The 6,328-nt window shown below is 35.5% G+C and carries 5 protein-coding genes; 4 read left to right on the top strand and 1 reads right to left on the bottom strand.

The window, feature by feature from the left end:
- Window positions 1-56 precede the first annotated feature (56 nt).
- Both B0A80_RS13915 and B0A80_RS13910 read left to right on the top strand, forming a co-directional pair.
- Window positions 57-512 (top strand): SRPBCC family protein, encoded by a 456-nt coding sequence (locus tag B0A80_RS13915; protein ID WP_165769258.1) that lies wholly within the window; start codon window positions 57-59, stop codon window positions 510-512.
- 64 nt (window positions 513-576) lie between these two features.
- On the top strand, window positions 577-975 hold the full coding sequence (locus B0A80_RS13910) for a DUF1090 family protein (RefSeq protein ID WP_089077655.1): 399 nt from the start codon (window positions 577-579) through the stop codon (window positions 973-975).
- Window positions 976-1,042: 67 nt separating this feature from the next.
- Here B0A80_RS13910 and B0A80_RS13905 read toward each other — a convergent pair whose 3' ends face one another.
- A complete protein-coding gene (locus tag B0A80_RS13905) occupies window positions 1,043-1,855 on the bottom strand; it encodes a hypothetical protein (RefSeq protein ID WP_089077654.1) in 813 nt (270 codons plus the stop codon).
- 135 nt (window positions 1,856-1,990) lie between these two features.
- Here B0A80_RS13905 and gcvP point away from each other — a divergent pair, with 135 nt between their 5' ends.
- The gene (gene gcvP / locus B0A80_RS13900; RefSeq protein WP_089077653.1) at window positions 1,991-4,840 is read left to right on the top strand and encodes an aminomethyl-transferring glycine dehydrogenase; all 2,850 of its coding nucleotides are present in this window, start codon (window positions 1,991-1,993) and stop codon (window positions 4,838-4,840) included.
- A 329-nt stretch (window positions 4,841-5,169) separates the two neighbouring features.
- Window positions 5,170-6,228, top strand: coding sequence for a 3-oxoacyl-ACP synthase III family protein (locus B0A80_RS13895; protein ID WP_089077652.1), 1,059 nt, complete (start codon window positions 5,170-5,172; stop codon window positions 6,226-6,228).
- Window positions 6,229-6,328: the final 100 nt, after the last annotated feature.

Below are 6,328 nucleotides of genomic sequence, written 5' to 3'. Positions count from 1 at the left end.
GAGAGATTACATATTGGTAACACTCATATCCCCAACCTAAAAAAATGATACCGAAAATGACGGTCCTAAACCTTACAACCCTAATAAAAGCCTCTCAAAAATCGGTTTTTGATGCTTCAAGAAATATTGATATTCATCAGCAATCTGCCAGTTCATCAAAAGAAAAAGCAATTGCCGGTGTAACATCCGGCTTAATCCAATTAAATGAAACAGTAACCTGGCGTGGCAAACATTTCGGTTTTTATCTCACTCATAAAAGCCGAATTACAGCAATGAAACCTTATACCTACTTTGTCGACGAAATGGAACAGGGCAAATTCAAATCTTTCAAACACGAACATTTTTTTGAAGAAAAAGACGGATTTACTATCATGAAAGACAAACTGCAATATGAAACTCCATTTGGAATTTTAGGTGAACTTTTTGATATTTTATTTTTAGAAAAACATCTTATGAACTTCCTTTTGGAAAGAAATAAAACACTCAAAATAGTTTTGGAAAAAAAACTTTAAATTTCTTACTTTTATTGTCAGACACGATTTTCGAGAATCCGTAAACTAACTAAAATTAAACTTTATGACATTAAAAGCAAAAATACTATCGGTTGTTTTTTTTACTATTTCTTTCATCGGATTTGCACAAAACAATTGCAAAACACTAAAAGGCTGTGAAAGAAAACTATGTGAATTAAACATAAAACTGATTGCTGCCAAAAAGGCCGGCAATCAAAGTCAAATAAAAGGAGTCGAAGAAGCTATCTCGAAAACTAAAAAAAACTGTACGACAAAAACAGTGAACAAAGACCTTAACAAAAAAGTTCAGGAAAAACAGCAAAAAGTCAAGGAAAGAACCGATGATCTAAACAAAGCCATAAAAGATCAGGAAAGCAAAGAAAAAATTGATAAGAAAAGAAAGAAACTAGCCGAAGCTAAAGCCGACCTGAATAAAGCCCTAGCAGAACAAAAAACGAAGTAAGATTTTATTTCACTCCTAAGGAAACTGATGTATGCGCATCGGTTTTTTTATTTTAGGAAAAACTACTTTAAAGAAACAGTATCATCAGCCACCAAAATATGGGAACACTTTCCACCCAAAAAGAAGTATAATATTTGGAGCGATTGGGGTTTGCAAATGCAATAAATAACATCAATACAAAAATCATTATCAGATTGATAAAAGCATCATGATAATTAAAAGTAGAAACAAAAACTTCTAATCCCCAAAAAGGAATCAGCAATAATAGTCCTAAAATTTTGGTTCGTTTTACTCCTATTGTTTGAGGAACTGTTTGTAAATGCGGATCGTCATTGGCCAAATCGATAATTTCAAAAACCAAAACCAGAACAAAAACCAAAACGAAACGCTGAATACATTTTATAAAAAAATCACTGGTAAAAGGAATTTCGGCATTTATTAAAGGTAAAACTAAGGTAGCGCCCACCCAGCAAACTGCTACGATATAAATTTTTACCCCAGCCCAATTTCGTGCATTTCTCCGATTCGGAAAAAACGGAAGGGTGTAAAGTGCCGTTATTAAAAAAATCACAATTGAAACAATTTGAGTAATCTGCTTCAACTGAAAAAAATAATAGCCCACCAAAAACAGTGAAATAAAACTCAAAATGGCAATAATTTTCAACTGGTTTCCGATTTTTTTCTTTTGAACACGAACCAAAACATCGTATTTAACAAAATTATACCCCACAATTGTTCCAAAAAAACCAAACAATGCCATCGACTCATCGTACTGAATATGAAACACATGAAAGGTAATCCGAATGAGTGCGTAACATGATAAAGCCACATGAATACTGCCATTCAGGTAAAAATCTAATATGTACTTTAACACTTTCATTATTCAAATCTAATCAATTATTAAGAAACCATATCTTTAATTGAAAATTTCACAAAAAATGAAGTTAAAAATGTGCATTAAATTATTATTAATACTTAATTTTGCGCGACTAAAAAACAACACTTTTACTACTATATGAAAACAGATGCTTTTGCTTTAAGACACATTGGTCCAAGAGAAACAGATCTTCAACACATGTTACAGACTATCGGAGTTGAATCGATCGAACAACTTGTTTATGAAACCCTTCCGGATGATATTCGTTTAAAAGCACCATTAAACTTAGATCCGGCTATGACGGAGTATGAGTTTGCAAACCATATTCAGGAATTAGGAAAGAAAAATAAAGTATTCAAATCATACATTGGTTTGGGTTACCATCCAACAATCGTTCCGGCTCCAATTCAAAGAAACATTTTTGAAAACCCGGGATGGTATACAGCTTATACTCCTTATCAGGCTGAAATTGCTCAAGGTCGTCTTGAAGCAATTTTAAATTTCCAGACTACGGTTATTGAATTAACCGGAATGGAAATCGCCAACGCCTCTTTATTAGATGAAGGAACTGCTGCTGCAGAAGCTATGGCGTTATTATTTGACGTTCGTACACGTGACCAAAAGAAAAACAATACAAACAAATTCTTCGTTTCTGAAGAAATTTTGCCACAAACTTTATCTGTTCTTCAAACACGTTCAACTCCGGTTGGAATTGAATTAGTAGTTGGAAACCATGAAACATTTGATTTTTCAAATGAATTTTTCGGAGCTATTTTACAGTACCCGGGAAAATATGGTCAGGTAAACGATTACAGCACTTTTGTTGCTAAAGCAAAAGAAAATGAAATTAAAGTTGCCTTCGCTGCTGATATTTTATCATTAGCTGCTTTAACTTCTCCTGGAGAAATGGGAGCTGCTGTAGTAGTTGGAACTTCACAGCGTTTTGGTGTACCAATGGGTTATGGCGGACCTCATGCTGCATTCTTTGCCACTAAAGAAGAATACAAACGATCTATGCCGGGCCGTATCATTGGTGTTTCGATCGATGTAAACGGAAACCGTGCGTTACGTATGGCGTTAGGAACTCGTGAGCAACACATTAAACGTGAAAAAGCGACTTCAAATATTTGTACCGCTCAGGTATTATTAGCAGTTATGGCCGGAATGTACGCGGTTTACCACGGACCAAAAGGACTACAATACATTGCAAACAAAGTACACGCATCAGCAGTTACTGCTGCTGAAGCTTTAAATAAATTAGGAGTTTACCAAACCAACACTGCTTACTTTGATACTATTTTAGTAAAAGCTGACGCTCAAAAAGTAAAAGCTGTTGCAGAGAAAAACGAAGTAAACTTCTTCTACCCTGATACCGAATCCATTTCGATTTCATTCAACGAAACGACTTCAATTGCTGACATCAACCAAATTATTGCCATTTTTGCTGAAGCTTTAGGAAAAGAAACTTTTACCGTTTCTGAATTATCTGAGGCAAGTCAGTTACCGGCTTCATTAGAAAGAACATCTCCTTTCTTAACACATGATGTATTCAACAATCATCATTCAGAAAGTCAGTTAATGCGTTACATCAAAAAATTAGAACGTAAAGATTTATCATTGAATCATTCGATGATTTCATTAGGTTCTTGTACAATGAAATTAAACGCAGCTTCAGAAATGCTTCCTTTATCAATGCCTAACTGGAACAGCATTCACCCTTTTGCGCCAGTTGAACAGGCAGAAGGTTACATCACCATGCTTAAAAAATTAGAGCAGCAGTTAAATGTAATTACAGGATTCGCCGGAACAACATTACAACCTAACTCAGGAGCACAAGGAGAATATGCCGGATTAATGGCTATTCGTGCTTACCACATGTCAAGAAATGAAGGTCACCGTAATGTATGTTTGATTCCTTCATCAGCTCACGGAACCAACCCTGCTTCTGCAGCTATGGCCGGAATGAAAATCATTGTAACTAAAACTACTCCGGAAGGAAACATTGATGTAGAGGATTTAAGAGAAAAAGCGATCGAACATAAAGATGATTTATCTTGTTTAATGGTAACGTATCCTTCTACTCATGGAGTTTTCGAATCTTCAATCATTGAAATTACTAAATTAATCCACGACAATGGCGGATTAGTATATATGGATGGTGCGAATATGAATGCTCAGGTTGGTTTAACTAACCCGGCTACAATTGGTGCTGACGTTTGTCATTTAAACTTACACAAAACATTCGCTATTCCTCACGGTGGCGGTGGACCTGGAGTTGGACCAATCTGTGTGAACGAAAAACTGGTTCCTTTCTTACCAACAAACCCAATCCTTAAAGTAGGTGGTGAACAAGCGATTACAGCTATCTCATCTGCACCTTACGGATCAGCTTTAGTATGTTTAATTTCTTACGGCTACATCACAATGATGGGTGGTGAAGGATTAAAAAGTGCTACTGAGCATGCTATTCTGAACGCGAACTACATGAAAACACGTTTCGAAGGGCACTACCCAATTCTTTATACAGGAGAATGTGGAAGAGCGGCTCACGAAATGATCTTAGATTGCCGTTCGTTTAAAGAAAACGGAATTGAAGTTGGTGATATCGCGAAGCGTTTAATGGATTATGGTTTCCATGCTCCTACCGTTTCTTTCCCGGTTGCCGGAACTTTAATGATTGAACCTACAGAATCTGAAGATTTAGCGGAGTTAGATCGTTTTTGTGATGCTCTTATTTCAATTAGAAAAGAAATTGAAGCTGCAACAGCCGATGACAAAAACAACGTATTAAAAAATGCACCTCATACATTAGCAATGTTAACTGCTGATACCTGGGATTTCCCTTATTCAAGAGAAACAGCAGCTTACCCATTAGAATACATTGCCGACAATAAATTCTGGCCGTCAGTTCGTCGTGTAGATGACGCATACGGAGACAGAAATTTAGTTTGCAGCTGTGCTCCTATTGAAGCTTATATGGAAAACTAAAAATTAAGTTTTTCTTTTAATATATATTATCCAAATCCGACAGGTTTTAAAAACCTGTCGGATTTTTTATTTCAACACTTTTACATGCTTCTGTTTCATTTGTAACAAATTAAAAAACACTTTTTACTCTAAGAGAAAAATTACACCAATAAACCACCGATCGCAAACGTTTGAAATCTCGCTAAAATCTATAATTCATTATAAAATAACCAATATATCCCCCAAAAAATTACTATTCCTCAATTATATGCACGCATAGTATTTTTTATGATAGTTATCATGATTTTATTTATACTTTAGCCCTAAATTTACCGGACAATAAAGGAATAATGAAAATAAAAATAATAGGTATAGGAAGTTACATTCCTACTCAAGAAGTAAGCAATACTGACTTTGGTGATCATGTTTTTTTAAATGAGGACGGAACTCCTTTTGGTTACCCTAACGAAGTTGTAATAAAAAAATTCAAAGGCATCACCGGTATCGAAAATCGTCGTTATGCCGAAGACCAACATACTTCATCTGATTTGGCCTTTTTTGCCTCCGAAAAAGCTCTTGAAAATGCTAAAATAGATCGCGAAACCTTAGACTACATCATTTACGCACATAATTTTGGTGACGTAAAAGCGGGGACCCATCAAACTGATATTCTTCCAAGTTTAGCAACACGTGTAAAAAACAAACTAGGTATTAAAAATCCTAAATGTGTGGCTTATGATATTATTTTTGGCTGTCCGGGCTGGATTGAAGGTGTCCTGCAGGCCAATGCCTTTATAAAATCAGGCATGGCAAAAAGAGTGATGGTAATTGGTTCTGAAACACTATCAAGAGTGGTTGACGATCACGATCGTGATTCAATGATTTATTCAGATGGTGCAGGTGTTTCTATTTTAGAAGCTTCTGATGATGAAGCAGGATTACTATCTTATGAAAGTGCTACTTTTGCAACTGATGAAGCCAACTACCTATTCTTTGGAAAATCATACAACCCTGATTTAGATCCGGACATTAAATACATCAAAATGTACGGACGTAAAATTTACGAATTTGCCTTAAGTCAGGTACCATGTGCGATGAAAAGCTGTCTTGATAAAAGTGGAATATCCATTGATGAAGTGAAAAAAATTCTGATTCATCAGGCCAATGAAAAAATGGACGAAGCCATTATTGCCCGTTTTTATAAACTATACGGAAAAACACCTCCCGAAAACATTATGCCAATGTGCATACATGATTTAGGAAATTCCAGTGTTGCCACAGTACCAACTCTTTATGATTTATTGATTCAGGGGAAACTGGAAAATCACGAAATAAATAAAGGTGATGTTGTTATTTTTGCCTCTGTTGGGGCAGGAATGAATGTCAATGCTTTTGTTTACAGATATTAGTTTTAAGTCGCAGTATTCAGTCTCAGTATTCAGTAGACTGCAAACTGTGACTGAATATTGAGACTAAATACTGCGACTGTAAACTGTAAACTAAAAAAGT

This window comes from Flavobacterium tructae, from assembly GCF_002217475.1.
Classification (GTDB): domain Bacteria; phylum Bacteroidota; class Bacteroidia; order Flavobacteriales; family Flavobacteriaceae; genus Flavobacterium; species Flavobacterium tructae.
Note: the sequence above shows the minus strand (reverse complement) of the source record. Positions and strands in the feature narration are given on the sequence as shown.

Bases quoted from the DNA above. Each gene is read 5' to 3' on its own strand.
- B0A80_RS13915 (WP_165769258.1), top strand. From the start codon at position 57: ATGACGGTCCTAAACCTTACAACCCTAATAAAAGCCTCTCAAAAATCG.
- B0A80_RS13910 (WP_089077655.1), top strand. From the start codon at position 577: ATGACATTAAAAGCAAAAATACTATCGGTTGTTTTTTTTACTATTTCT.
- B0A80_RS13905 (WP_089077654.1), bottom strand. From the start codon at position 1,855: ATGAAAGTGTTAAAGTACATATTAGATTTTTACCTGAATGGCAGTATT.
- gcvP (WP_089077653.1), top strand. From the start codon at position 1,991: ATGAAAACAGATGCTTTTGCTTTAAGACACATTGGTCCAAGAGAAACA.
- B0A80_RS13895 (WP_089077652.1), top strand. From the start codon at position 5,170: ATGAAAATAAAAATAATAGGTATAGGAAGTTACATTCCTACTCAAGAA.